The organism is Microcoleus sp. AS-A8, from assembly GCA_039962225.1.
Classification (GTDB): Bacteria; Cyanobacteriota; Cyanobacteriia; order Cyanobacteriales; family Coleofasciculaceae; genus Allocoleopsis.
Map to the genome: position 1 here is coordinate 17,660 of JAMPKV010000034.1, position 26,248 is coordinate 43,907.

Genomic DNA, 26,248 nt, shown 5'->3' on the forward strand with positions numbered 1-26,248 from the left:
ATCGCTAGGTACTCCCTACGTGAACAGTTGCCGTAGCGATCGCATGTCCGAAACTACAACCGTGAAACCGACGGTCTACCTCACTTAGCCATCTTTAGGTATGGCTAAATTTGTTCAATCTTGACCGAAAGAATCTTGTCACCCTTACGGATCGCATTGACAACATCCATGTCTTTCGTTTGACCAAAAGTCGTGTGTACTCCATCTAAATGGGGTTGAGGAGCGTGGCAAATAAAGAATTGACTCCCCCCCGTATTACGACCCGCATGAGCCATTGACAAAGTACCCGCTAAGTGCTTATTGGAATTAATTTCACACTTAATTTGGTAACCAGGGCCACCCGTTCCCGTTCCCTGCGGGCAGCCACCTTGAATCATAAAGTTAGGGATGACGCGGTGGAAGGTGAGGCCGTCGTAAAACCCTTTTTCAGCTAAGTCTACAAAATTCTTCACCGTATTCGGTGCATCCTGGTCGAACAACTCCAGGTTGATGGTGCCTTTCTCCGTTTCCATAATGGCAAGAGTCATGGTTTCCCCTCCTCTAGGGCTGATTCGATAATTGACAGATATTGTTGCTAGCAATAGCCTAGAGCTAAATGGCGCTAGAGCCAAAAAACTCTAGGTTAACTTTATCTAATTTTTCCAGTGGCTAACCTCAAACCTTGGAGCTAATCGCCATTAGTATTTTGTAGTCCTGAGCCATACCTCATAATAGGGTGATGGTGATTATGCTACGAACTACTGCCTTAAGGGGAGTAGATTGCCAAACAACAGAACCTCGATGAAGTCTATCTTTTCACCTGTCCAACAGTTACTGATTACTTGGCTACTTGTCTTAGTGACAGGCTGGGTAACGCTGAATGCCCTGAGCTATGTGGGTGAATTAATCAGTATTTTGCTCACAGCGGCTCTAGTTGCCTTTTTGCTCAACTATGCTGTCGCTGTTGTTGAACCCTTCTTGCCTCGGAGTTTGGCGGCTGTACTCGTCTATTTAGGAGCGGCGATTGCCGTTGTGTTCATTGCCCTAACCCTTGTACCGCCTGTATTTAACCAAGGGCGACAATTGGTAACGAACTTACCCTCGCTGCTGGAACAAGGTCAACAACAGTTGGCCAGCTTCCAAGACTGGAGTGTGGCGCACAATTTGCCGTTTGATGTGCGGATTCTAGCCTCCCAACTATTGGCGCGGGTACAAGCTCAAGCAGAAGCGATCGCGTCTACGGGTGTCGGCTTAGTCGTCGGTACATTTAACTGGTTTTTGGATTTGATTTTAATCCTGGTGATTTCGTTTTACATGCTCATTGATGGTGAGCGGGTTTGGCGAGGTCTAACGAGTTTACTGTCCCCAACCATTCGAGATGAGTTAACCCAATCCCTGGAGCGCAATTTACAACGGTTTGTTACGGGTCAGCTACTGTTGGGTTTGTTTATGGCCGTGACCCTCACACCCACCTTTTGGGCGCTCAATGTTCCTTTTTTCCTGCTTTTTGCCGTTTTTATCGGGTTAATGGAAGTCATTCCGTTTATCGGCGCGACCTTGGGGATTGCCACCGTGGTGATTGTGGTGGCGTTTATCGACTGGTGGTTAGCGCTGGAAGTGTTGGGAATTGCGATCGCAATCCAACAGGTCAAAGATAATTTAATTGCGCCCCGGATTATGGGCAACTTAACGGGTTTATCCCCCGTGATTATCTTTATATCTCTGCTTTTGGGAGCCAGAGTGGGAGGGCTTTTGGGAGTGATTTTGGCGATTCCCTTAACAGGTGTGGTAAAAAGCCTTGTCGAGATTGTCCTTGACCCCACACTACCCCCGCAAACTGGCACATTCTTTCACAATCCTCTGAGCAACAATAGCCTCAAGCGGTCGCTCGCTCCAGCTCTGGGTAAACAGGCAGAGAACCAGGGGTATACGGTTTCGACTCGCCTTGAGTCCAAACGTGATAGCGGGACGATCAGTGATTAAACTCATCTTCTGTTCAGTAGGATAGTCTGATTGGACGTTGTAGCATCGACCAATCCAGAGAAGAGCATTCATCATGTTGTACGAGCGAGAGAAACAGGTAGCCATAGCAGCCGTGGTGACGGCTGGCAAGTTATGTGAACAAGTGCGTCGAGAACAAGGCTCGTTAGCAATCGCCAAACCGGATCGCACTCCTGTAACTGTGGCTGACTTCAGCGCCCAAGCGATAATTTGTCAAGCCCTAGGAGAAGCGTTTCCCAATGACCCCGTGATTGGTGAAGAAGATTCCACCTTGTTGCGAACCCAAACCGATCAGTTGGCACGGGTGACCCAATACGTTCAGGCTTACCTACCCAGTGCGACGCCTGAGTCCGTTGCGACTTGGATTGATCGAGGGAATGCTCAAGTCAAATCTCGATACTGGACTTTAGACCCCATTGATGGCACAAAAGGATATATCCGAGGTGACCAATATGCGATCGCCTTAGCGCTGGTTGAGGCGGGTGAGTTAAAACTCGGTCTTTTAGGTTGCCCTGCTTTACCCGTTGATTTGACCCAACCGGATGGAGAACGGGGTGTTCTGTTTGTAGCCGTGCGGGGTCAGGGAGCCACGATGATTCCCTTAGCCGGAGGTGCGCCACGTCCGCTTCGCGTTACCGACGCTTCGGAGGAGAGTTTACGCCGATTAGCCAAGAGTATTGTATCGGAGCATAGTAATCCCACGTTACAAGAAGCGGTGGTGCAAGCTATAGGACTGACGGCTCCCCCGTGGCAGCTCGATTCTCAAGCAAAATATGGTGTAGTCGCACGAGGTGAAGCGGCTCTCTATCTCCGTCTACCTTTTCCGATTACTTCAGAAAAACGGCAAAATACTTGGGATCATGCCGCCGGAGTGATTATGGTCGAAGAAGCGGGGGGACGGGTAACGGATATGTATGGTCAGCCTTTAGATTTTTCCTTCGGAGCCAAGCTGGTGAATAATCAGGGAATTATAGCCAGTAATGGGTTGATTCATGAGGCTGTATTGGCAGCCGTGGCGAAGATGGCAAAGGAATCCTAGCCGTCAGGTTACCCTGTGTTCTAATGTCGAGCAATTATCATGAGAGATGGTGCCTAACTCTTGCAACCTGGAGGTGTATTGTGGCAATTTTGCGACTGGAAGATGGGACAACCTACACTGAGCTGGATGATCTTGACCGGGAATTGGCTCCTCTGAATGTTCAGCTCAATCGATGGCCGATCGGGGATAATCCAGAAATTCACGCCTTACTCGCGAAAGACGCATTGAGCGATGAACAGAAGGAACAGGTACTCCAAGCACTGGATAAGTACTTTGAACAACTCAAAATTTCGGCTGGCTATCAATCCCGTGACTTAGTGGTGCTGCATCCACAAGTACCGAATCTCGACACCCTCCTGTCCAAATTCGACCGTTGTCATTACCACGCTGATGACGAAGTTCGCTATATCGTTGCAGGTGAGGGCGTCTTTGGCTTTGTGCGTCCGGATGGTAGCCAGGTGGAAGTGACGGTGCAACCGGAAGAATACATCAATGTTCCCGCCAACACGGAACACTGGTTTTATCTGACTTCATCACGACGGATTAAAGCGGTACGTTACTTCACCACGACTGAAGGTTGGGTTCCAGAGTACACGGATAGCGACATTAAATTCCGCACTGCCGCCGTTGTTTGAGGCGATCGCTCACACCGATTTGCATTGAAGAAGGCAGAAGAGGGAAGGCAGAAGGCAGAAGTTTCCGTTATATAACCAATAGGGACACGAGTTAATTCGTGCCCCTTAAAAACTTGAGTTTGTGATTGTTTTTCTAGCTTTGCTGAACTGGTTCTTTAGCTAGAAACTTCTCTAATTCTGTTAAAGCATCAGCATCCACTTTCGTCTGCATCGGGCAGAATTTAGGCCCACACATCGAGCAGAATTCAGCCGTTTTGTAGATGTCAGCGGGGAGGGTTTCGTCGTGATATTCTCGTGCGCGTTCGGGGTCGAGGGAAAGTTCAAACTGACGGTTCCAGTCGAAATTGTACCGCGCTTTGGAGAGTTCGTCGTCGCGATCGCGTGCGCCCGGACGACGCCGTGCAATGTCGGCAGCATGTGCCGCAATCTTGTAGGCAATCAACCCATTTCGCACATCCTCGGCATCGGGTAACCCTAAATGTTCCTTGGGTGTCACGTAACACAACATTGCCGTACCGTACCACCCCGCCATCGCCGCACCAATCGCTGAGGTAATGTGGTCATAACCGGGGGCAATATCGGTTACTAATGGCCCCAACACATAGAAGGGTGCTTCTGAACACTCTTCCATTTGCTTCTTGACATTAAACTCAATTTGATCCATTGGCACATGCCCTGGCCCTTCCACCATCACCTGTACGTCATGTTCCCAGGCTTTACGGGTTAGTTGTCCGAGGGTTTTGAGTTCAGCGAGTTGAGCTTCGTCAGAGGCATCGTGGGTACAACCGGGACGCAGGGAATCCCCTAAACTGAACGAGACATCATATTTTTTGAAGATTTCGATGATGTCGTTGAAGTGGGTGTAGAGGGGATTTTGCTTGTGGTGATGCAGCATCCACCGTGCGAGAATACCGCCACCACGAGAGACAATCCCGGTGATGCGGTTTCTGACTAAGGGCAAATGCTCAATTAAAATCCCGGCATGGATGGTTTGATAATCCACGCCTTGCTGGGCGTGTTTCTCAATGATGTGGAGAAAGTCATCGGCAGTGAGGTTTTCAATCGTGCCGTGGACGCTTTCTAAGGCTTGGTAAACTGGCACTGTGCCGATGGGGACGGGTGAAGCCTTGATGATAGCGGTGCGGATTTCATCCAAATTACCACCACCAGTGGATAAGTCCATGACGGTATCGGCACCGTATTTTACCGCCAGCTTCAGCTTATCGACTTCTTCATCGAGATTGGAGGAGTTGGGGGAAGCGCCGATATTGGCATTCACCTTACACTTTGAGGCAATGCCAATTGCCATTGGCTCTAGATTGGTGTGGTTGATGTTGGCAGGAATAATCATCCGCCCCCGTGCCACCTCGTCTCGAATCAGCTCAGGTGGGAGGTTTTCCCGTTGAGCAACGTAGTGCATTTCTTCAGTAATAACACCCTGGCGGGCATAGTGCATTTGTGAAACATTACTCTGCCCACGCCGCTTGGCGATCCATTCTGTCCGCATTATTGATTCCCTCTATTAAGAGCTTCCCTCCGCCGGTATTAACCGGACTCAGGTGCAAAGGGTGTAATCTCAGCCTGGTTGCTCAGGCACCCCTAGCTATGGTTGAGGATTGTATCACCCTAATTGGGCGGATTGGACTAGGTTGGGGAATTTTTAACGAATTGAGGTAATTCGTAATAGGGGGGAGTGTTTGGGAGTCTGGGATGATGGAGGGCGATCGCATTTTGGTGAGCATTGAGTTATCAGGCTAAAGTTGAGGGAAGATAAGTTAGCCCAATCTGTGAATGCATATATATGGATGCACAGTTGAAAGCAGAACTCAAGCAGAGCATTGAAGCTTCTATCCGAAGATTTTTTCAACGCAAGAAGGTCAAGGTTACTCATGTACTTGACCTTATTTTCCCTGTAGAACGGCGAATCCGATCTCTAATAGGGGGCTTAGAAACTAGCCTGGGTACTACTGTCTGGGAACCAGTCGCAAAAGTTTTAGCGAAAGCCAATGATTTCACAATTGAAGACAGGAAGCTTTTGATGCCAGAACCTTTTCCACAAGTCTTATCTGAAGCAATCGATAAGTTAAGACGGCTTCGCGAAAGTAAGTCTACATGGATATCAATGGATGAGTGTGTCGAACAGATGAGAAATGCAGCACAGAGAATTGATAGAAGTAATTTAAGCTATATAGCTCCACCAGCGGGCAAGGGGGTAGATGTCTATCTATCTAAAGATGGAAGAGAATATGTTTTCGACATAAAAACTGTCCAACCCAATCAAGGTGACGGACTAAAATTCAACTCACAGCTTCTTGAGTGGTATGCTTACAGGCTGTGCCAAGATCCCTCTGCAAATTTTGAAGCTCGTATAGCTTTTCCGTTCAATCCATACTCAGATGATTGGTGGAATCATCAAGGCAAAAGAGCCTATCCACTTGAGAAAGGAAAAGATGCGTGGGTTCAAGATGAATTCTGGGACTTTTGCTCAGGTCACAGTAATACTTGGGTTGATATATTACATGTTTTTGAGCAACTGGGGCAAGAAAATTTTGGCGAGCAATTTAACGATATTTTTTACCCCAGGTAATCTTCATGTGAGCCACTGAGTAGAGCATTAACTATAGAACGTCCCAGATGATTAGCAAAATTCACAGGAACGGCATTGCCAATTTGCTTATACTTAGAGCCTACACCACCTATGAATTCCCAATCATCAGGAAATGTTTGAATTCTGGCATACTCTCTTACTGTAAACGGTCTAGTTTCATCGGGATGACAACGCTCCGTTTGTTTTTGTGACGGTGAAGTAGTAAGAGTTAGGCTTGGCTCATCCCAAGAGATTCGACGTGCCATACCTGTTCGCCCACCTGTGAGATAATAGCTTTTCATCATGAAGCTTTTTTGGATATCTTCTGGCAAATCTCGCCAACAACCACCGGGTGGAACTAAAGCTAAAACTTTGGCTCTCTTAGGGCTATATTTCATTCCCTCAGAAGGTGGAACATCTTTTAGGGCATCTCTTAAAGTAAGAATCTTTGGAGAGGGTGCAGGATACTGAAAACGAATACCTGGGCGAGTACCAATAATAATGATTCTTTCTCGCTTCTGTGGAACGTCATAATTAACGGCATTCAGTAAACGATACTGAACGTTATAACCTAGAGATCCCAGGACAGATAGAACGGTTTTGAGAGTTTTACCGTTTTGATGACTGATTAAACCTCTTACATTTTCCGCTAAAAAAAGTTTAGGTTGTATCTCTTTAATACAACGGGCAAACTCATAAAATAAAGTACCACGGGTGTCTTCAAATCCTAAACCCTTACCTGCATAACTGAAGGCTTGGCAAGGAAAACCTCCCGTCACAACATCTGCACTCATGCCTTCAAAAGATACTTTAGAAACATCAGCATGAATCACATTCCAATCTGGACGGTTATGTCGAAGCGTCGCTACAGCATCTTTATCAATTTCGATGAGTGCTTTAGCTTTTAAGCCAGCTTTTTCCAGTCCAAGTGCTAAACCACCAGCCCCTGCAAATAGCTCAATGACAGTTGCTGTCGTAGTAATTGGTGCTTTAACCTTTTGATCTGCGTAGGGCAGTTCAAACAAATCTAGCTGCTGGTACATACTCAAGCAGGGATGGACTGTATATCATTTATTAAATTAGCTAATTAGCTAATTGTCAACGCAGCTATTTAGCTAAGGTATACTGAGAAGCAAAGTTGTTCACTCAAATAGGGCAAATGGCACAGACGCAAAGAAAGCCTGTATATGTACAGCCCGAACACCACGATATCTTAAGACGCATCGCCTATGAGCAACGGTGTCAAATCTCAGACGTGCTAGATGCAGTATTAGAGCAAGCGAATTGGAAAAAAATTGAAGAGGAGGCAAGTAATAAGCCTGTACAGAGAGCTAGGGAGCGGGGCGGCAGCTACAAAATATAAGTATCTAGATTACTGGAACTGAACACCTTGTCAAGAATTCCAGTAACAACGTATTCTTTCCACAATACGCGATCGCACAAATCAAGCATCCTCTTCAACCTCCCTCACCCCGAATCACAGCTTCAAACTCCTGCACGGCATCGTACTGATCAGGCTGTCCAAGATAACGCAGTAACAAAGCTAAATCTAAATCTGGAAAAAAGGTACTCCGGGAAACCTCTTCATAATCTCCCTCTTTCAAGCGGAAAACTTTTAGCTGATTAGACTTCCAGAACCAAATTTCAGGAACTTTCATCGGCTTAAATAGTTCTCGTATAGTGATAGTCCCACTGGTGACGATGATTTCAATAACAATATCAGGAACATCTTTCTTACTGCCAATACTGTAAGAATCATCAGGTGTACCGGAGGCATACCCAGGTGATTCTAGAGTGAATCCACCACGCTTGTAAAATCGGATACGCTTTTCTCTCATGTAAGCTTCTAACAGCAAACCAAGAGTACTTTTGATATCCTCATGTTCTTCACCAATGGGTGACCTAATTTCTAACACCCCTGATAAATATGACAGTTTGACATCTCGGTTGTCGTTTAGCTGTGCTTCTATCGCTTTAAACTTTTCCCAGGTGATACCATACAGAGTCACAAGTTTTTCCTCAGTTGGCTGACGGGCGGGTTTATCTAAAAGTTGGGGATTCATGAAATTAATACTCCCTTTATAGACTGATGGTGTTACAAATTAAGGAATGGCTCCAAAGGACACATCGAGAATCACAAACTTATCCCAACCGGGTGCATCAAAATGCCACCATTCTGTCGGTAAAGGTATAAACCCATATTTTTTCATTGCATCCTCAAGCACCTTACGATTTTTCTTCGCTTGAGCGCTTGCACCTGCGTAATTTCTGTGCGCTTTCACTGTAAAATCATCAAAGCCAGTTGGCATTTCTAATTCTTTGCCATTCCGATCAACTAGCGTTAGATCAACAGCAGCTCCGCGATTATGCCGAGAGCCATTCTTGGGATTCGCCACATAGCGAGAATCAGGCTTAACTTGCCACATTAATTTTTGCACCGAAAGAGGTCTATAACAGTCATAAACCTTCAGTCCCAATCCTTTTTTTTCCAAATCTTGTTGAACTTGTGAGAGTCTTCTTGCCGCTGCACCTCTAAGCACACATCTTGCCGTTGGGTACAATTTGCGCTTCAAAAAATTATTGGTCGTTGCATAGCGAATATCGAGAGCAATCTTAGAATTAACTTTGCGAATATCAATGAGTCGTGCATCATAAGGAAGAGGAGCTTGAGCAACCTGCTGAGGTGAAGTGATCAGAGGTAAGGATAACTCTGATTCACTCACACTCTCTGCCTGAGTCGGTGTGCTTATGAGAGTATTATTTGTAGCAATGGATAAAGCCTCAGACTTAAGACTCAGGCTAAATGAAGTTAATAAAGCGCTAACTAAGCCTAGTATGAAGCTTATTACCATCCATTTTGATCCGCGATTCATCATTGTGATATCTCAAGATATAGCAGTTTTACTAAATACGTAGGTTGGGGTGAGCTACAGATCAACCCAACCTACAATTTTTAACGGATTAGCCGGACATGATATCAGTCTGTTTGCAGAAATCAGCATTGGCTTGGAAGTAAAGCATGTTTGTGGGTGTAGATAGGCAGCACAATAATTCAATTCCAACTACTTTCGATCAAATGATGCAATCAAAGAATTGTTAGAGGTTAATAGTTGATTTAAAGTAACGATGGCGGTTGCCTGGGAACGAACATGAGCATCAATGAATAAACCAATCGCTTGGGCCATTAAATTTCGCAGTTGTTCTTCTGGTTTGCTAGCTGGAAAGTCTAAAAATACGGTACCCGTGGTGGCATCAATTGGATGGGCAACAGAAAAATGATTCGCTCCTTCCAGAAGGAGCAGATAACTATCACCTCTGCCACCCGCGAGTGCTTCCCGAAAGGTACGGATAACTGGAGTTTGAGGTTGTTCCCACATCAGTCCATAACGATGGCTGCTATTATAAATAACTCCATCGCAGGTTCCTCCAATGAGTAGTAATGGCAAAGAATCAGGCAAGGGTAAGATTGTGCCTGGTTCATATCCGAGCTGTACAGTCGCTGCTGTATGTGCGCCATAGGCAAAAGCGGCTACAACTTGTGGGAAAAAACGTTCGTTTGCACTTTCAATTGCGACTCTACCTCCCGCAGAATGTCCACCTAGAATAATGTGGTTTAAGTCGAGCAAGCCAGCTAAAATCCCTTCAACTTGTAATTGCTCTAATGCTGCTATCAGGGTTGGTAACGCGGAGGCTGTCGGTCCTGTGCCATAGAGGTGTGGAGCCAACATCTTAATGTCAACCCCTGGAGTGAGAGCCACCATCCCAGGTAAATTTTCTGCAACCCAGGAAAACGTAACGACCACAAGCCCACGCGAAGCCAATTTAACAGCCAGCCATTGATACAGTTCAGAACCACAGTTAATACCGTTGAAAAAAATGACGACCTTGAATGGCGAGTGTTGAGAATCAGCAGGAACAATACCCAGATTCTGTTCTTGGTCGCTGTCTGACATCTGGATTGGGTAGAAAACCTTGAGGTGAATAGTGTTGTAGGGGGAAGAAGCATCTTCAACTGTAGCAGCTCGGAAAAGTGATCGAACGTTCATAATATGTAGATTTCAGCTACTCAAATTCAGTATTAATGCGGTCTAACACCGTCTCTGCTTTCGTTATACCGCACTCGAACCTAACGCGATTCCCTCCGCCCGACCGGATGACTTGACTCAACCCAGCAATTGATCCCATTCTGTTGAGGTCACATGAATTCAGGAGTAAAACAGCCCCAATACCCATGATATAGCGTTTAATCGGTCTTAACTTTTATGGCGATAGCTATAACAATTATTAAGGCTGTATTGCAGTAAAAGCAAAATAGGAAAGCCAGCCACTCGCCAGCAACAACATCGGAACTAATAGCGCCGCCGCTTTCTCGGATAAATTAGCAATTTGAGTACAACCACTGTAAAGCATAAGAATGGTGTAGCAACTGAAGAATACGGTGAGTATTAACATAATCTGGCTACCCAAAAGGGGAGAGATTCCACTGGCAAGTGCTAGAAACCCGGCAGGTAAAAGAGAAGCACCTGCAAGAAAGATATCCCCTGCCAAGCTACCGCGACAACGACCGATTAAACGGGCAATTCCAACGAGCAGTATCAGCGTGACAAAGGGCACCAAGCCGACAAGAAATAACTCGAATAGGGAAGAGTTAAATTGCTCACGCCATCCTAAATAAGCGCCACCCAGAAAAGATAAATTAGCGATCGCCTCAAACATAATTCCCACAGCCATCGCCCGTGGCTTGTCCAGATACAGCATCCCTGGCAGCATTCCTCCCGCCGGATTCAGTGCTAGAGAGAGAAAGGCTCTGAGTGTATCATCCAAGACTGTCTTCACCCACCGGATTGGGTTTTTCTGGGAAGATTTTTTCAGTTTCACTGAATTCCCGGTGATCGACCTCAAGGTGTCCTGTGCCAGCCTGTAGCCATTCCTATCCCCTTGCTCGTGAAAAAGTTTTGCGGCTTTTTTCAAATCTTCAGCCGCGTTAGCTAATTCCTTGAGATCGTTGTTGGCTAGACCTCGATGGTAGTAAGCTTGAGCAAAATCGGGTTCTTTAGCGATCGCCTGAGTATACGCTTCAATCGCGGCCTGAGTATACCCCAATTTGTAACGCGCTCTGCCCTGGTAATAGTAAGCGCCAGAGGAGTTAGGATTAATGCGGAGTGCCTGACTACAATCTTTCAGCGCCCCCCGCGCATCGCCCATTTTGTAAAGTGTTGCACCCCGCTTGATGTAAGCTTCGACAAAGTGAGGATTGAGTTCAATCGCTTCCGTATAATCCGCCACCGCCCCTTGATAATCTTTCTCTAGAGCTTTGGCGACAGCCCGAACATAGTAATCTTGATGACTCTTCCCCGATTTATGAGATTCCCTGAAGGTTGGGTTTAATCTTTGGTCGTACAGAGTTCGCTGCACGGAGTCAGACAGGACTTCGTAAGCTTGGCAAATTTCTTTGAATCGCTCTTCTGCGGCTGGATTTCCTGGATGCAAGTCTGGGTGATGTTCCCGCGCCAGTCGCCGATACGCTTCTTTAATTTCTTCGGCAGTGGCATTTCTTTTAACTTGCAAAATTTTGTAGTAGTCGCGAGAGTCCTGCATGTGGCTTTGGGAAGGGGTCGCTTTACATACCAGGGTGTCACATTAGGGTAAAAATCGGCAAAGTTCATGGGTAGGATGCGATCGCTCGATACAATTGACCAGGATTCAGAATCCGAGGGCTGAGTCGCCTGATGTTTGCTCGTTCCAAAATTTATCCCAGCGTTTTGTCCAAATTTTGCACAAACATGGGTGATATTCCTCGTCGTACTGCTTTTTGTGCTGTTTGTAGTCGTCTTCAATCGCAAGCCACAAGCAGCGCAGTTGTTGCCAGGTGGAACACTTTTGAATCTGACAAGCAACGGCATAAAGCCACTGTCGTAATTTGCGATAGCTGATGAATTGTCCGCCCTTATCAGTGCGATGGACGAAGAGGACGTATGCCCAACATTCGACGCGCACAATTTGGTGTTTGGGCATTTTTAGCAATTTGGCGATGCAACTGACGGTGATGCGGAATTTTTGAGCGGGTTGGAGACGGCGAAATAAAGGGGTCATGATGGCTTCACTTCATCTGTAGATGTGAGTTCGTTGGGTACATCAAAAAGAACTTCAAATCCAGCCGCAGGGATATAGCGCTTCAGGAATCTGAGATGGTCTTCGGCATCCTGGCGGTTACGAAACCTGGCAACTGTGTACCGTCGGGCGTCGGGTAGGAGTCGAATAATTGCCCAAGGACGAGAGTAATCTTCTGCTTGCGAAAGGTGTTGAGATGATGTTGTCTTGATTTCCCCTCTGATGCGGTTTAAGGTGTTTTCAATGAGTTGCCACAGTTGGGTTCTGGCTGAGCTGGTCTCATTGGGGATGAGGCTCCAATCCGCGATCGGCGAGGGTGCGAATGTGAGAATGTAATCTTCCTGACCCTCTTTGGAGAGTTTCCAGGATAGGCGTCGAGTTTGTTTGCGGCATTGGTATCCGTGTTGGCGTAGATTTGCACAAATGCAGTCGCCTGACGCTCGAAGACTCGCTAACGCTGCGCTATCTGATTGGAGGCGCAGCCAGTCAGAGTGTTTCATAGGAAAATTTGGATAATAAAGGTCTAGCGATCGCATTTAAAAGAGCGATCGCCCATGCAGGTTGCACCACACAGCAATTCACTGTGCTTGCAAAGCGAACAATCCGAAATGGTGATACCTTTCGTAGAGAAGACGGGGAAACAAGAAGCGATCAACTTCGCCTAGTTTCCCCCTTGTTTTCTTGTTGGTTAATGACCCAGGGTGGGTCATCAATAGCTAAAATGGTAGACGATAAGAATTTAAATTTCAACCCCAATGTGCCAACTTGGAAGCAAGTTCGCGAACGCCTGGGAATGACTCAGGAAGAGTTCGCGCAAGCGGTCGGTTTATCACGCAATACGATTGGTCGGTACGAGCGGGGCGAACATCACCGTCTTACGCTTTCCGCTTCTCAAATAAAGCGGTTAGTTGAGCTGATGGAGCAAGCAGGCATATCGATCAAAGACCTTCCTGATGACATTGAGTAATTGAACCCTGTAGTGTTTCATAGGAAAAATTTGGCTAATGATGGTCTGATTGGTAGATCGCCCGTTTTCATGCGATCGCTCAGGCAAGTTGACACCACACAGTAGTTCACTGTGCTGGCAAAGCGAACAATCCGAAATGGTGAACTACGACAAAATGAGACACTAGAACGAAGGGCAGCTCTGCACCTGTTTTAATTCAGGCTGTCTGCCCTTTGCTCTGATCAATAACGCCATTATGTCGTGGCATTACAGCAGATGTCAATATGTCGCGTCAAAGTTATAGAATGAAGAAAGACAGAAGACCTCAAGAAAGTGAGTCACTTATAGAGACCCTGAGGATTGAGCGGACAAATTTATCTCAGACTGAATTTGCAGTGCAGTGCGGCATTCCATTGCGTACCTATCAGCGGTGGATTGCCGGAGTAACGGAAGCAAAACTAACGCCTCTTCAATGGAAAGCAGTGATGCAACTGTTGCAAATCCAGTCACTTGACGAAATACCGGATGACTTTGGGCCAATAAACCAAATATCCAAGGAATGATGCTTAGCTAGTATGCAATGACTCAAAAAAATAAAAGGCGAAAACAGGCAAGCGATTCAGCTTGGGAAGCGTTGAGAATTGAACGAACCACTTTAACCCAAGACGAGTTAGCGGTACACTGCGGCATTCCCCGTTCTACTTACCAACGGTGGATTGCTGGAAAGACTGAGGCTAAACTGAGCATTCCGCAACTTAAGAAGCTGTGCCAACTGCTGGGAATTGAGCGTATTGATGAGCTACCTGATGACTTTAGTCCGCCGAACCAGTCCCAGTCATTTGATGAGGGTTAGGTGCTTTAGATGGGTAGGATGCGATCGCTCATGAACTAACAGTGGGATTAACTTTTTTTGCCATCAGCCCCAAGAAAGATATCAACTCGGTTTTGGCGCGAAAATCGATAAAATCTTAAAGACGAGTACTAGCTAGCTCTCTCTCCGTCTTAGTTCAAAAAGCCATCCACATTACTAGATTACTAGCCCTGAAAATGACCATTGAAGTTGATTACCGTTTTCCACCCGGTGTAGATGCCCAAAAACAAGCCAAAATCATTGCAGTAGGACAAACAGCGGGCACCTGGGATGCTCGTTTTGCCCATCGAGAGGACGTGTTGAAGTCGCATCTGGGTGAAGTCGTCAACGGTATTACTCAACCCGATGGTTCCAGTCTTGTCACCATCCGTTTTCCCGAAGTCAACGTGGAGAACGATATCCCCAGCCTACTGACGATGATTTTCGGCAAATACTCAATGGCTGGGGCGGCAAAAGTCATGGCAGTGCGCCTTCCGGAACACTACGGCAGGCTTCCCAAAGTCGGTATTACAGGAATTCGGGAACGGCTAGGAGTGTGCGATCGCCCCTTAATTATGGCAATTTTCAAGCCAGCCTTGGGACTTTCTGCCGATGACCATGGGGCGATTTTGCAAGAGGTGGCGGGTGCAGGACTAGACATTATTAAAGATGATGAGATTCTGGGGGATTTGGAGGTTGCCCCAACACTAAAGCGGCTGGAAGCTTGCCGCAAGGTACTCGATGAAGTCAAGCAGCAAACGGATCGCACCGTACTTTATGCCGTGAATGTGACGGGTGCAGCCGACAAGTTAATTGAGAAAGCCCGTCTTTTGGTGCGTGAGGGGGCAAATGCTCTCTTACTCAACGTCCTAACCTATGGCTACTCGGTACTAGACGCCTTAGCGGCTGACCCAGAAATTAACGTGCCAATTTTTGCCCATCCCGCCTTAGCTGGGGCGTTGTGTGGTTCCCCCGATTACGGTATGGCTTACTCGGTGGTGTTGGGAACGCTGATGGCCTATTGTGGGGCGGATGCAGTGTTGTATCCCGCCCATTATGGGAGTTTACCCTTTGACGCGCAAGAGGAAAGGCGAATTCGAGATAATTTGCGATCGCGCAATGTTTTCCCTGTCCCCTCGGCTGGCATTCACCCAGGTATCGTACCCAAAGCGCTGGCAGATTACGGTCAGGATGTTATTCTCAACGCTGGTACTGGGATTATGGATCACCCCGATGGCCCAGCCATGGGAGTTAAGGCGTTTTTTGAAGCGCTGGAACGAGTGACATCGGGTGAACCCTTCAATCTTGAAGCTGTGCCTGAAGGTGCACTGCACCAAGCGCTAAAAAAATGGTCATAATTTTTCTGACTTTTTTCCCTCTTCTCCCCAAAAACCCGTCTCTCAGAGTCCAGTGACCATCGGCAACTCCTCTAAAGAAGCCTTTAACAAACAGTATTGATTGATAGCCGCTAAAGGTACACTTAATCCAGTCATTTCTCGCGTGGGTAAGGCAACATTTTGTTCAAACTCAAACCGACCCTCCTTGAGTTCAAACAAAGCACATACTTTTTGTAATACCTGTATCTGAAATAATCGTTTCAGTTGTTTTTTTTCTAATACAAAACGATTTTTCAAGCACAAACCCAGTGGTTGATCGAGTGGGCATGACTGAGCGAGTTCGGCAACGATGCGATTTCTGACTCCCTGATGTTTGGCAATTAAAGAAACTAAACACGCCTGATCTAATCGATTAGCCGCAGCTACAATACTACCTTGATCAACCCAAATGTAAAAAACTAGGGGAGTCGTTCTGATTTTTGAGAAGGCACAAAGTTTGAGTAGACCTGTTTTGTGTCCTTTCTCGATTAACTCAAAAATTTCGGATAAGGAAATATCTGTTAGAGAACCTTTAGTGGACATAGTTATAGACTTTCAATCTAAAAGACAAAAGGGTAGGGTTGCCCAGGCTGTAGACTATGTAACAAAGGTTTGATGGTTCAGAAAACTTATTGCCAATTCATAACATAGGAATCTCAGATCAAATATTAATAATCTTATATCTTAAAATACTGATTGATTACAAAAGGCTTACTATATAAATTTCAGTCCATTAAAGTGAAATTGAGGGATGATATCGGAGTTCTAACTCTGCGCGTGATTGATTCTTGGGAAACTCGCGATCAGGAATTGCGCTGTATCCTGTATCCTATTTCCTGTATTCTCGTTGGTGCGATCGCCAATTGTGTCCCAAAACCCTACTCCATCCATCCAAACTCCAACATCTACAATCCCAAATCATCACAAGCGCGTTGTCTTCTGCGACTTTGACGGCACCATCACCGCAGAAGAAACCTTCGTGGGAATGCTCAAAACATTTGCACCTGAACTGTCTGAACAGCTAATGCCCGAAATGTACGCGAGGCGATTGACGTTACGGGAAGGAGTGCGGCAACTGTTGGAATCCATTCCTTCGGCTTGTTATCCCCAAATCCTGGAATATGCCAAACCCAAGGCAATCCGTCCTGGATTAGTCGAGTTACTAGATTTCCTGGATACTGAGGGTGTTCCCTTTGTTGTCGTTTCCGGGGGAGTGCGGGGGATGGTGGAAATGGTGTTAAGTCAGGCAAGTACGAGAAGCGAGGCGTCTGTCTCCCCCAAAAAGTCTTTACTCGAACGGGTAGCCGCCATTTATGCCGTTGATCTCGATACGACAGGCGAGTTTCTGCGGGTGAATTCTGGGTTTGAAGAAGGTACAGAACTCGTGGCGAAGGTTCAGGTGATGGCACGACACCCCGCCGAGGAGCAGATTGCGATTGGGGATTCAGTCACAGATTTGAAGATGGCACTTCATGCCCCCATTGTATTTGCACGCGATCGCCTCATCCAATATATGGAAGAACACAACAAATCCTACATGCGTTGGAATGACTTCTTTGATATCCGCGAACAGCTACAGAGGCGGTGGCGAGATACCGCATGAAACACATTAAATATGAGGTAATCTATAGCGGTTCTTAGTTGCGCGTAGTACAGGGTAGGGAACATGTCGTGTCTCTACGATATTGGAGTATTTTCCTGAATTAAAATTCGCTATAATTGCACATTTTTCAACCAATTCAAAACTACGCTCCAATTGCAAACTCCTCTCTCTGGTAAGGGGATGATTGGGTGTGACGGCACCCATAAAATTAGCTGGATTAAGTAGCTCAACCGAACCCTATCATTTCCATTTGCATCCGAATTCTTCAAAAACTTCGGCGTCCCTCAGCGTCCCCTAAAGCGCTCTGGATCGTTAAAAAATATGATTCCAATGCAAACGGATTCCAGATTAAAGCTTTAGTAAGCCTAACTGATTTGTAAGATTAGAGTTCTTTAACCAACCACTCTAGTCACAGAGAGTGCTCCAGGAGACAAAGGGAGGTTCTCATGAATCATTTAGCACCGATATAAAACCTCCAGGCTCCTGTCACCACCCTTGTTGTGCTTCGGGGAGGGGTTGGGGGTGGGATGGTGAAGTAATGTTTTTTTGAGTGGACTGACTGAACTCTTTTTACCCAATTCAGAAGCACCCAAGCGATTTTTGTTAAAAATGAGCGGGAGAGGGAAAAAGGGATACAAAAACACAAAAATCCCTGAAATTCTGTAAAGAGTGTGTAAGTCCAGACTCACAACACCCTACTTAAAAAAATTTTTGAGGTTAGAATGAGTACCGATCCAAGAACAATCTTAATGACAGCAGCTGGTCATTTTTACCAGCTAGGCTGGATGGTGGGCACAGCGGGTAATCTCTCCGCTCGCTTGCCCGATGGCAGCTTTTGGATTACTGCCAGTGGACGCCATAAAGGGCAGCTATGTATGGATGATTTCATTCGCATTGCGCCCAATGGCAAGGTGTTGGAGCAACCCACATCTGATGTCCGCCCTTCAGCCGAGACGAGTATTCATCAGGCAATCTACTCACTATTCCCGGAGGCGCAAGCCTGCTATCACGTTCATTCTATTGAGGCTAATCTAGTTTCTCACTTTACCACTGGAGATTCCCTGCCTTTGCCGCCTTTGGAAATGCTCAAAGGTTTCGGGGTATGGGAAGAAAATCCTCAAGTGGAAATGCCAGTATTTGCGAACCATTTACAAGTGCCGCAGATTGCAAGTGATATCTATGAGCGATTTCAGGTGGTACCGCCGTCGCTCAATGCTTTGCTCATTCGCAATCATGGCGTCACGGTTTGGGCTTCTTCCCCAGAAGGGGCGCGCAACTACTTGGAGATAGCAGAGTACATGTTCCGATATATGGTGGCGGCTCGAAAAGTTGGCATCGAGGAGCCATTGGGAAAAACACATTAAAAAGTCTGAAGGTAGAGGGATGAAGAATGAGAACAAGCGAAGAGTATGAAGGCAGTAAAGTTTTTGAGACTTCATATTTTATGCTTCATTCTTCACGCTTGCTCCTTCACACTTTAGTTTAAGCATTTCGGTGAAGCAAGAGGATGCTGAGGAATCAATGACAACAGAAGGCGATATCCTGCAAGACGATATACTTGCAGAAGCTTGGAAAGCACTTGAAGATTCTGTTATCTACTATTACGGACGCCCAGTTGGCACAGTAGCGGCTCGCGACCCCGATGTAGAACCTCTCAATTACAATCAATGTTTTGTCCGTGATTTTGTTTCTTGTGCGCTGCTATTTTTAGTGAACGGCAAAACGGAGATTGTTCGCAATTTCCTGATAGAGACGCTGGCGCTTCAGGACGAAACCAAGCAGATGGATTACTTTAATGCCGGCCAAGGTTTGATGCCAGCCAGTTTTAAGGTGGCATCAAGCTTTGGGGAGCAATTTTTGACAGCAGATTTTGGGGAACATGCGATCGCCAGAGTTACACCTGTTGATTCCAGTCTCTGGTGGATTATTCTGTTACGGGCTTATGTGAAAAAAACCGGAGATATTGCGCTAGCTCATCAACCAGAATTTCAAAAAGGACTGATCCATATCCTTAAGCTTTGCTTGGCGGATCGGTTTGATATGTTCCCGACGATGTTGGTTCCCGATGGCGCTTTTATGATTGATCGTCGCATGGGAGTGTATGGGCATCCTCTGGAAATCCAAGCCTTATTTTATGGGGCATTGAGAGCCGTGCGAGAACTCCTAGCACCTGATCGCCAAGGTGAAATCTATACCCTAGTGGTGGATCAGCGCTTGAGGACTCTCAATTTCCATATTCGGACATATTATTGGCTTGATATTAAGCGATTGAACGAAATCTATCGCTATCAAGGCGAAGAATTTGGCGATACAGCCGTCAATAAGTTCAATATTTATCCCGATTCAATTCCCTACTGGTTAACGGAATGGATGCCAGAAACAGGAGGTTATCTCGCCGGGAATCTTGGCCCCGCACGGATGGATTTCCGTTTCTTTACTCTAGGAAACTTAATGGCAATCATTTGTTCGTTATCGAGTCCGCAAGAATCCCAATGGATTATGGATTTGATCGAGCAACGATGGGATGATTTGGTCGGAAATATGCCGATGAAAATCTGTTTTCCGGCTGTAGAAGGTCTGGAATGGAAGATTCTTACTGGCTGCGACCCCAAAAATGTGCCTTGGTCGTATCATAATGGCGGCAATTGGCCTGTTTTACTCTGGCTGCTAGCGGCTGCGGCACAGAAAACGGGTAGACCCCATATTGCCCGGATTGCGATTGAACTAGCAGAAAAACGCTTAAGTCAAGACCAATGGCCGGAGTATTATGATGGCAAAAATGGGAGACTTGTAGGCAAACAAGCGCGGAAATATCAAACTTGGACTATTTCCGGGTTCTTATTAGCTAAACACCTGATAGCTAATCCAGAGGCTTTGGGCCTATTCTGTTTTGATGAAGAGTTTGAGTCGATTGACTGGACATCTTCTCACTTGGTCTAATTCATCTATGTATTGACCTCCATTACCCCCCTTAATAAGGGGGGTAACTAAAATGGTTTTTATAGCAACCATTGTTCTAAACGATATAAGGTATCTGTCATAAATATCCCTGAAAACTTAAATCCCTATTTATAAAATATTTTGACTAATGCCCACCCTACGAAAAGTGTACTATTGGCAATAATAAATTTAGAATTACTAGATTTTTTTATTTAATTACATCTAATAACTCTTGCAATGTGAAATATATATAATAAAAAATTGGTGTTCCGTTAATATCTATTGTTCCATACCGATAATAAGGAATATCATCCTCACGAAATATACCATATCCTGGTTTTGAGTCTGCATAAACTCTATATTTAGGGGATAACCAACTCATGAGAATAGGAGCGCATTTTTCATCAAATGTAATTCCCCATTTAGGGGCAAAATCTAATTTATTATTTATATGATTGCGTTTGCCTAAATCAAACAAAATATTTTCATAAAAATATTTTATGTCTTTTGCAGTAAAGTCTTTCTCGGTGATTATCTTAGGATAAGCAATGTGAGTTTTTTTTATATCAGTCTTAATCTTAATTATTTTCTCATAAAAAATATCAACTTTATTGAAAATGTACTCTTCTGCCCTAGCTTGCTGTTGCTGTGTTTTAAAAGATATTAAAGGAAGATAATCACTTTCAAATTGCTGATTTTCGGAATAAATATCTATGTTATTCATATGTTTTCCTGAAGATATTGATTTTGAAGAAAGAGAAAATCAGCTTGAAAGATAACAATTCCGTTATTGAGTGATTCACTTACTTTTCCAGGTTCTGAATTGAGAAGTGAGGTTTCATAATAGTGAGGAAGAAAAAATTTATTGGCTGAAATTGTATGTGTTTGTTGCAGAGCTAATTCATAAGTAAGTTGTTTAATAATATCATTTCTACATTTTTCAAAATCTCTAGGAGAAGAAGGATTCATGTACACATCAATTGGAACATCTTTATAATCAATTATTTCTATTTTATAATCACCCCTTGATTTGCCTGTAATTAATACTAAATCAGGACGCAAAAATTTACGCATTATTTTTAAATCAGCATCACCAATATAATCTAATTCTGGAAAATTTTGATGTTTTATAACATTACTATTATTAAGGAGATCCCTTGTCAAAACTAATCTATAAGGATTTGGATCAAATTCAATAACCAGTAATTCATGCCATTTTAATTTTGATAGTTTATTATCTTCTGATATATCAGACTCAATAGAATAAAGCCATTGCTTCCAGAAATGAGTCCCATCTGAGATATTTCTTGACAAATTACCGATTCTATTTATATCTTCTTCTTGTCTTATACGGTTAACATAACCGTATAACCTTATATCTGTATCTGCAAAGCAGATTTTATCTTTGTGATTTCTGAAGAAATATGTATTACACATATCTTCCCAAATCAAGGAAAATCCTTTAATTCCCCAGTATTCGCCATCATCAAGGTTAGGATTTAATTCGCCATATAAAAATGTTTCAATAGCTTCATAAAGTCCCCAATAATCAGCATCTTTGTAATAGCTATGTTTATCTATATTATCTAGTGCTTCTTTGAGAATGTTTGTAGTTTCTAGGAAAGTATCTTTATCAAAAATGGATTGTTCGCTAGTTAAATAATCATCTTTAAAATGTTGAGAAAGAAACCGTATATCCTGAAGACTAGTTTTAACATTATCTAGTACATCTTCATCTAATTGTTGAACAATCTCATCCAGAATGTAGCAATAAAGATTAACAATATCTGTACTTTCATAACGTAAAACTGGACGAGGTAAGTCCATTGTTTCAACATAAATTACATCATTGTCTAAATAAATAGCTCGATCTAGGTATTTATGAATCTGGGAATAATCAATGTCATCAGTTCGTTTTATTTTTTTTTTGAATTGAGTTAATAGCTAAATCATCATAAGCTTCTAATACACGCTCAATCATTCTCAGCTTGCTGTATAATTGGCAACCTTCTCCTTCTTCAGTTTGTAAAGACAGTCCACCTGAAGAAACGGTTGTCTGATCTTGATCTTCTTGATAATCAGGTCTATTAATATTAATTCTGTTAGGTTTATTATCATTTTCAAATTTGCGAAAAGTACGATACATTTTAAAAAATAGTTCTCGCACCTTATCAAAATCCCCTTCAGGAAAATTATCAAATCCATTGGGTAGCAAAAATTCGTAACTATTATCTGATTCTGACTTGCGAATCCCTACAAAATTATCATTTGGATTTTTAATTAGCTTAACTTCTGAAAAATCAAACATTGTTAATTAAATGAGATTAGAGATTAAATTTAATACTTGGTCATGATTTTCTCAACCAACTTATTATGTAGCTTAATAAAATCCCCAAAAGTCACAAGTTCATCTTTATTGATTTCCAAGAGTTCTACCAAAGGCTTTTTATCTCGATTAAATACACTATCCCATAAGAAAAACATTAGTTTATTTTGAATTTGCTGTGCTGTTACTGATTTTCCTTTAGTCGCTTTAATAAAATATTTGCCAACCTGTTTATCTTCAATTCCACGAATAGAAGCATGATGCTTCTTGATAAAAGTGTTTAGTTTATTAATAAAATTAAACCATTCTCCCTCGTTTAACGTTCCATTTTTAGCCTGCCCGTATGTTCCTTTTGGTGGTTTACTTTCATCCCAATTTACAAACTCCCAATCCCAACGACGTTTAAAAGCACTATCCATGAAATAAATTGAATTATCTGATGTGTTCATAGTAGCTAGAATAGATAAATTTGGAGGAATGCGAATAGAACTTCCTATAACTTTATCATTTTTAAATTTAATCTTTATTTTTGAAAACGTATCTTCATGCTTCTCAAGAGTTTTTGCATAGCCTTTATTTTCATATTTATACGTCGGAACCTTATTTTCTTCTCCCACCGGAACAAAACCAATTAACTCTACTAAGGTTCTTAATTCTAAATCAGAAAGATTAATGCCATAATCAGACCAACCATCTTCATCACGATCTAAAAGTTGAAATACTGTACCAAAAATTCCTGAGGAATTACCTCTATTTATTTCATCGATTACCAAAGCTACATTTTGGATCTCTTCATCTTCTTTCTGAGATAAAATATTTTTATAGGCTTGTGCCAGTGCTTTTAGAAAGTGACCTTCATAAAATTTATACTCTACTTTCCCATCTTTATTAGTTAAAGGCATTAGTTTACCCATAAAATCACCATAAGTATATTCTGGATGAAATACCGTCTTAATAACATTTTCTGGATAATTTTCTTGAACAATACCTAAAATGTTAGGAATTATTTCATGGTCAATACTGCGGCTTTTTCCTGTACCGGGACTACCAAATATAATTTTTTGAATAGGACTTGTCATAAGTGTAATTAACTAAAATAGTTATTCTTTGAGTTTTTAAGAATTATCTGTAGAAAAATTTTAAGCTTCTTGCCTTTAAAAGGCGATCGATATCTTGACGTCACCCTTCGATTACTCAAAACTTATCATATCCTTCTCTAATAGTGCCACCTAATAAAATAGTCAGATATTGCACCATCGCTGAATGCTTATCTTTGTGTTTCTTTCCATCATTGGGCAAATTGGGCAGTAACTTATTTTTTGGGCAGATACTTTCCTGTGGACAGAAGCTTAACTCATTGCATCTATAAAAAGAGAGACTTTTCTATACTCATTACTTCAATTCAATCACTGTAAACAGAAAATGGCCTGTGATCTAATCTGAGTATGTCGAACTCAGGTAAACTCCTCTCTTCGCCAATAAGGCTGTGCCATAGGCAGCATCGGTGTGTCTGGATGGCACTACAGGCACCTTGAGATGTCGTTCTCGAATTGATGTCCAAGTTGGATTTTTGGCACCACCACCGGCTGTATAAACACGAGTGAGTTGAGTTGCGCCAAGTTGTTGTAATAATTGATATCCTCGTGCTTCAATTCGTGCCATGCCCTCCAGTAAGCCATGCAGAAATTCTACCGAGTCTCTTGGGCGAGGTTCTAATTGCGGTGAGAGATTGGGGTCATTAATGGGAAAGCGATCGCCGACTTTAAGCAAGGGATAATAATCCAGAGGGCTTTCTTTGGTCGGATTGATTTGGCAACTGAGACGTTCTAACTCGACATCATTGAAGAAATGTCGCAACACCGCCCCACCTGTATTCGATGCCCCACCGGTTAGCCACAAATCACCTAATCGGTGGCTATAAATCCCGTATCGGGCATCATCAACACGAGTCCGACTCAACAGCTTCAGCACTAAGGTGGAACCCAGAGAAGTCACCGCCTCACCGGGAGACTTGGCACCACTGGCGAGAAAAGCCGCAATACTATCAGTTGTACCTGTACACACTACACACTCCTGTGACAACCCTGAGCGGTGGGCAACCTCTGCTGTTACCTCACCCACGGGTGTTCCAGGGGCAAGAACTTGTGGTAGTACTAATGTCTCTGATAACTGTTCCATCCAATGGGGATAGCACAACTGTTGAGGGTCATATCCCAGTTTTAAAGCATTGTGATAATCACTAATTCCCACTTGTCCATGCAACAGAAACGCCAACCAATCCGCTTGATGCAGGAAATAGTCATTTTGTCTTTTACCTTTTGCCTTTCGCTTTAACCATAAAAGTTTGGCGAGACTGGAGGTAGGACTTAAGACAGTGTGATTGGGAGGTGCAATGGCTCTCAACGTCTCCATAACTTCTACCCCTCGATCATCGTTGTACATTAGGGGTTCAGTTATTGGTTGTCCTGTGGCATCGCATAGCATGACAGTGGAGGATGTGCCATCAATGGCGATCGCTTTGATTTCTGTGCGTATTTCTTGGGAAATTTGCTCAATTAAGGCAAACAAAGCCCCTTTCCATGTAACGGCTGTTGGGGCTAATAATGCTTCTGTAAAGGAATATTTCGTTTCGGATTGAATCACACCTTCAGCGTTAATCACAACAGCCCTGGCACCAGAAGTGCCAAAATCAATGCCCAGATAGAAATTCATCGCGAATGATATTAAAAAGCTTTGTTTATTTTCAAGCATAAAAAAGCAGGAAACGCAACCGTCTCCCGCTACGCAGATGCTGCACGAACGTAATGCTACTCAGTTTCCACGCTCTATTCGTGAGAACGAGAATAGAACGTTTTCCAGAGCTTATTAAGTATTTGCCATCTTGTCAGTACTTTCCATCATGGGGTCAAAGATAATGCTGTAGTCGGCAGTTGGTGTCATTTTCCTCAGCACCCGGAGATGTTCTTCAGCATCATTTCGACGACGAGAGCAGGCTACTACACGGCTTTGTGCTTGCGGGAGGTGACGGACAATGCACCAAGGGGACAGTCGATCTTTGTAAGTCATACGTCCCTCCCTATCGCTGCAATCCGACGCAACCGAAGTACAGCCATTGCGATTGGCTGCGGTCTTGATATCATGTAATTTGCCTCCAATTTTGTGAGGATTGCTTGGAATCGCCCTTTAGTTTCCAGTCCAGAGGGCGATTCTATTTAGCTGTAGAAGTTATCCACATTAAAGAACGAGAACTCGTTCTTCGTCAAGGGAAAGGATGGGTCTAGTTAGGCTGCGAATACGCGATCTGGCTGACGAGAAGGGTTGGACGCTCAAAGAAGTTGCTGCACGGGCAGGAATTCCCTACAGCACAGTGACCACATATGCGCGATCGGCGGGGATGGCAACGGTAGATGTGACGGCGCTGCAAAAACTAGCTCGCACGTTTGATGTATTGATGGAAGATTTAATTGAAACCGTGCAAGATTAGGTGATACCCAATCCGTTTCGATAGCCCCTTATCCCCCAAAGAGAGGGATTTTTAACCATGATTGTGTAAACGGCAGCGCCTGAAGGGGTGACAACTAGGGAGAAACTTTACAATAGCCTGTGTCATCAGGCTTGGTGTAAGTCAGTGGCTAGGTAGTCATCCAGATTTTCACCCCGTAGTCACTCAGAATTTTTGATCCTCCCTACTATTAGCCTGCGTGACTACCAACCTCTGACCAGACCGGAACGGGAGATCGCCCTAAGCCAATCCCTCGCCTATTCCTAGCCTGTGTTGAGACAGTACTTACGCAATCTGGCGTAGCCAAAAAACTGCAACCGCCATAAATCGCTTTATTCCCAAAGTAGGATTCA

The 26,248-nt window shown here is 44.1% G+C and carries 29 protein-coding genes, 1 pseudogene and 1 riboswitch; of the genes and pseudogenes, 13 read left to right on the forward strand and 17 right to left on the reverse strand.

All coding sequences use genetic code 11. The features are described from left to right. Positions 1–104: 104 nt before the first annotated feature. Positions 105–527 carry a peptidylprolyl isomerase gene (locus NDI48_29270; GenBank protein ID MEP0835256.1) on the reverse strand — a complete coding sequence of 141 codons (423 nt, stop codon included), beginning with the start codon at positions 525–527 and terminating at the stop codon, positions 105–107. Positions 528–780: 253 nt separating this feature from the next. Here NDI48_29270 and NDI48_29275 point away from each other — a divergent pair, with 253 nt between their 5' ends. From NDI48_29275 to NDI48_29285, 3 genes are all read left to right on the forward strand, one after another. Continuing rightward, positions 781–1,962: an AI-2E family transporter gene (locus NDI48_29275; GenBank protein MEP0835257.1), complete on the forward strand. Its 1,182-nt coding sequence runs from the start codon at positions 781–783 to the stop codon at positions 1,960–1,962. Between the two features lie 73 nt (positions 1,963–2,035). Next, complete coding sequence (locus tag NDI48_29280; GenBank protein ID MEP0835258.1) at positions 2,036–3,019, forward strand: 3'(2'),5'-bisphosphate nucleotidase; 984 nt, start codon at positions 2,036–2,038, stop codon at positions 3,017–3,019. A gap of 80 nt (positions 3,020–3,099) precedes the next feature. Beyond that, positions 3,100–3,654 (forward strand): cupin domain-containing protein, encoded by a 555-nt coding sequence (locus NDI48_29285; protein ID MEP0835259.1) that lies wholly within the window; start codon positions 3,100–3,102, stop codon positions 3,652–3,654. Positions 3,655–3,787: 133 nt separating this feature from the next. Here NDI48_29285 and thiC read toward each other — a convergent pair whose 3' ends face one another. Next, positions 3,788–5,161: a phosphomethylpyrimidine synthase gene (gene thiC / locus NDI48_29290; protein ID MEP0835260.1), complete on the reverse strand. Its 1,374-nt coding sequence runs from the start codon at positions 5,159–5,161 to the stop codon at positions 3,788–3,790. Positions 5,162–5,168: 7 nt separating this feature from the next. Continuing rightward, positions 5,169–5,265, reverse strand: a riboswitch (TPP riboswitch). Between the two features lie 190 nt (positions 5,266–5,455). On the opposite strand from thiC, the gene NDI48_29295 reads away from it, so the two are divergent. Then, positions 5,456–6,241, forward strand: a complete 786-nt coding sequence (locus NDI48_29295; protein ID MEP0835261.1) for a TdeIII family type II restriction endonuclease — start codon at positions 5,456–5,458, stop codon at positions 6,239–6,241. On the opposite strand, the gene NDI48_29300 is transcribed toward NDI48_29295, so the two are convergent. Beyond that, positions 6,229–7,284 carry a DNA cytosine methyltransferase gene (locus NDI48_29300; protein ID MEP0835262.1) on the reverse strand — a complete coding sequence of 352 codons (1,056 nt, stop codon included), beginning with the start codon at positions 7,282–7,284 and terminating at the stop codon, positions 6,229–6,231. The genes NDI48_29295 and NDI48_29300 overlap by 13 nt on opposite strands. A gap of 116 nt (positions 7,285–7,400) precedes the next feature. On the opposite strand from NDI48_29300, the gene NDI48_29305 reads away from it, so the two are divergent. Further along, positions 7,401–7,604, forward strand: a complete 204-nt coding sequence (locus NDI48_29305; protein MEP0835263.1) for a hypothetical protein — start codon at positions 7,401–7,403, stop codon at positions 7,602–7,604. Between the two features lie 94 nt (positions 7,605–7,698). On the opposite strand, the gene NDI48_29310 is transcribed toward NDI48_29305, so the two are convergent. The 7 genes and pseudogenes from NDI48_29310 to NDI48_29340 form a co-directional block, all read right to left on the reverse strand. Next, positions 7,699–8,304 (reverse strand): Uma2 family endonuclease, encoded by a 606-nt coding sequence (locus NDI48_29310; GenBank protein MEP0835264.1) that lies wholly within the window; start codon positions 8,302–8,304, stop codon positions 7,699–7,701. 39 nt (positions 8,305–8,343) lie between these two features. Then, positions 8,344–9,093, reverse strand: coding sequence for a M15 family metallopeptidase (locus tag NDI48_29315; GenBank protein ID MEP0835265.1), 750 nt, complete (start codon positions 9,091–9,093; stop codon positions 8,344–8,346). Between the two features lie 210 nt (positions 9,094–9,303). Continuing rightward, entirely contained in the window at positions 9,304–10,287 is a 984-nt protein-coding gene (locus tag NDI48_29320; protein ID MEP0835266.1) for a dienelactone hydrolase, read from the reverse strand. 238 nt (positions 10,288–10,525) lie between these two features. Next, positions 10,526–11,656, reverse strand: a complete 1,131-nt coding sequence (locus NDI48_29325; GenBank protein MEP0835267.1) for a tetratricopeptide repeat protein — start codon at positions 11,654–11,656, stop codon at positions 10,526–10,528. Further along, positions 11,636–11,839, reverse strand: a pseudogene (locus NDI48_29330) (DnaJ domain-containing protein). Before NDI48_29330 ends, NDI48_29325 begins: the two are co-directional and overlap by 21 nt. 105 nt (positions 11,840–11,944) lie before the next feature. Continuing rightward, the gene (locus NDI48_29335) at positions 11,945–12,334 is read right to left on the reverse strand and encodes a hypothetical protein (protein MEP0835268.1); all 390 of its coding nucleotides are present in this window, start codon (positions 12,332–12,334) and stop codon (positions 11,945–11,947) included. Then, positions 12,331–12,852: a hypothetical protein gene (locus NDI48_29340; protein MEP0835269.1), complete on the reverse strand. Its 522-nt coding sequence runs from the start codon at positions 12,850–12,852 to the stop codon at positions 12,331–12,333. The genes NDI48_29335 and NDI48_29340 overlap by 4 nt, the downstream gene beginning before the upstream one ends. A gap of 191 nt (positions 12,853–13,043) precedes the next feature. On the opposite strand from NDI48_29340, the gene NDI48_29345 reads away from it, so the two are divergent. From NDI48_29345 to NDI48_29360, 4 genes are all read left to right on the forward strand, one after another. Continuing rightward, the gene (locus NDI48_29345; protein MEP0835270.1) at positions 13,044–13,319 is read left to right on the forward strand and encodes a helix-turn-helix transcriptional regulator; all 276 of its coding nucleotides are present in this window, start codon (positions 13,044–13,046) and stop codon (positions 13,317–13,319) included. A 263-nt stretch (positions 13,320–13,582) separates the two neighbouring features. Then, positions 13,583–13,861, forward strand: a complete 279-nt coding sequence (locus tag NDI48_29350; protein ID MEP0835271.1) for a helix-turn-helix domain-containing protein — start codon at positions 13,583–13,585, stop codon at positions 13,859–13,861. Positions 13,862–13,878: 17 nt separating this feature from the next. Then, positions 13,879–14,151, forward strand: coding sequence for a helix-turn-helix domain-containing protein (locus NDI48_29355; protein ID MEP0835272.1), 273 nt, complete (start codon positions 13,879–13,881; stop codon positions 14,149–14,151). 194 nt (positions 14,152–14,345) lie between these two features. Then, positions 14,346–15,506, forward strand: coding sequence for a RuBisCO large subunit C-terminal-like domain-containing protein (locus NDI48_29360; protein MEP0835273.1), 1,161 nt, complete (start codon positions 14,346–14,348; stop codon positions 15,504–15,506). Between the two features lie 42 nt (positions 15,507–15,548). Here NDI48_29360 and NDI48_29365 read toward each other — a convergent pair whose 3' ends face one another. Next, on the reverse strand, positions 15,549–16,067 hold the full coding sequence (locus NDI48_29365; GenBank protein ID MEP0835274.1) for a DUF4388 domain-containing protein: 519 nt from the start codon (positions 16,065–16,067) through the stop codon (positions 15,549–15,551). A gap of 322 nt (positions 16,068–16,389) precedes the next feature. Between NDI48_29365 and NDI48_29370 the strand changes: the two genes are divergently transcribed. The 3 genes from NDI48_29370 (at position 16,390) to NDI48_29380 (ending at position 20,067) form a co-directional block, all read left to right on the forward strand. After that, entirely contained in the window at positions 16,390–17,127 is a 738-nt protein-coding gene (locus tag NDI48_29370) for an HAD-IB family phosphatase (GenBank protein ID MEP0835275.1), read from the forward strand. A 722-nt stretch (positions 17,128–17,849) separates the two neighbouring features. After that, complete coding sequence (gene mtnB / locus NDI48_29375) at positions 17,850–18,491, forward strand: methylthioribulose 1-phosphate dehydratase (protein MEP0835276.1); 642 nt, start codon at positions 17,850–17,852, stop codon at positions 18,489–18,491. 157 nt (positions 18,492–18,648) lie between these two features. Further along, positions 18,649–20,067, forward strand: a complete 1,419-nt coding sequence (locus NDI48_29380) for a glycoside hydrolase 100 family protein (GenBank protein ID MEP0835277.1) — start codon at positions 18,649–18,651, stop codon at positions 20,065–20,067. A gap of 208 nt (positions 20,068–20,275) precedes the next feature. On the opposite strand, the gene NDI48_29385 is transcribed toward NDI48_29380, so the two are convergent. The 6 genes from NDI48_29385 to NDI48_29410 all read right to left on the reverse strand — a co-directional run bounded on the left by NDI48_29385 (position 20,276) and on the right by NDI48_29410 (position 25,459). Further along, entirely contained in the window at positions 20,276–20,791 is a 516-nt protein-coding gene (locus NDI48_29385; GenBank protein MEP0835278.1) for a hypothetical protein, read from the reverse strand. After that, positions 20,788–21,894, reverse strand: a complete 1,107-nt coding sequence (locus NDI48_29390; GenBank protein ID MEP0835279.1) for a hypothetical protein — start codon at positions 21,892–21,894, stop codon at positions 20,788–20,790. Before NDI48_29390 ends, NDI48_29385 begins: the two co-directional genes overlap by 4 nt. A 79-nt stretch (positions 21,895–21,973) precedes the next feature. Further along, a complete protein-coding gene (locus NDI48_29395; GenBank protein ID MEP0835280.1) occupies positions 21,974–22,375 on the reverse strand; it encodes a hypothetical protein in 402 nt (133 codons plus the stop codon). A gap of 29 nt (positions 22,376–22,404) precedes the next feature. Beyond that, positions 22,405–23,472, reverse strand: a complete 1,068-nt coding sequence (locus NDI48_29400) for a restriction endonuclease (protein MEP0835281.1) — start codon at positions 23,470–23,472, stop codon at positions 22,405–22,407. 355 nt (positions 23,473–23,827) lie between these two features. Continuing rightward, positions 23,828–25,105: an FGGY-family carbohydrate kinase gene (locus NDI48_29405; protein MEP0835282.1), complete on the reverse strand. Its 1,278-nt coding sequence runs from the start codon at positions 25,103–25,105 to the stop codon at positions 23,828–23,830. Positions 25,106–25,258: 153 nt separating this feature from the next. Next, positions 25,259–25,459 (reverse strand): hypothetical protein, encoded by a 201-nt coding sequence (locus NDI48_29410; GenBank protein ID MEP0835283.1) that lies wholly within the window; start codon positions 25,457–25,459, stop codon positions 25,259–25,261. 205 nt (positions 25,460–25,664) lie between these two features. Here NDI48_29410 and NDI48_29415 point away from each other — a divergent pair, with 205 nt between their 5' ends. Next, on the forward strand, positions 25,665–25,877 hold the full coding sequence (locus NDI48_29415) for a helix-turn-helix domain-containing protein (protein MEP0835284.1): 213 nt from the start codon (positions 25,665–25,667) through the stop codon (positions 25,875–25,877). The last annotated feature ends 371 nt before the right edge of the window (positions 25,878–26,248 follow it).